Annotated in this window: 1 protein-coding gene; it reads right to left on the reverse strand. The window is 66.5% G+C overall.

Features of this window, described 5'->3' with window-relative positions; genetic code table 11:
- Positions 1-38: 38 nt before the first annotated feature.
- Positions 39-236, reverse strand: a 198-nt coding sequence (locus L0D17_RS13455) for a ribbon-helix-helix domain-containing protein (RefSeq protein ID WP_243095727.1), incomplete at its 5' end; no start/stop codon positions are given.

Genomic DNA, 236 nt, shown 5'->3' on the forward strand with positions numbered 1-236 from the left:
CTGAGGAGGGGGTAGTCCTCGGGGTCGGTCATGGCGGTCTACTCCTGGGCGGCCCCGGAGAAGAGGGGGGGCGTGTCGGAGGGGGGCGTGTCGGAAGGCTCTTCAGGTTGCTCGTTAGGCGGCTCTTGCGCCTTCTCTTTTGTCGCCCTAGCTCGGTACTCCTCCGCAAGCATCGTCAGGGCCTCTCGGGCGAGCTCGGAAAGCGTCATACCGTGCTCCCTGGCGAGGGCTTCCAG

It is taken from the genome of Thermus thalpophilus, assembly GCF_022760915.1.
In the GTDB taxonomy this organism is placed as follows: domain Bacteria; phylum Deinococcota; class Deinococci; order Deinococcales; family Thermaceae; genus Thermus; species Thermus thalpophilus.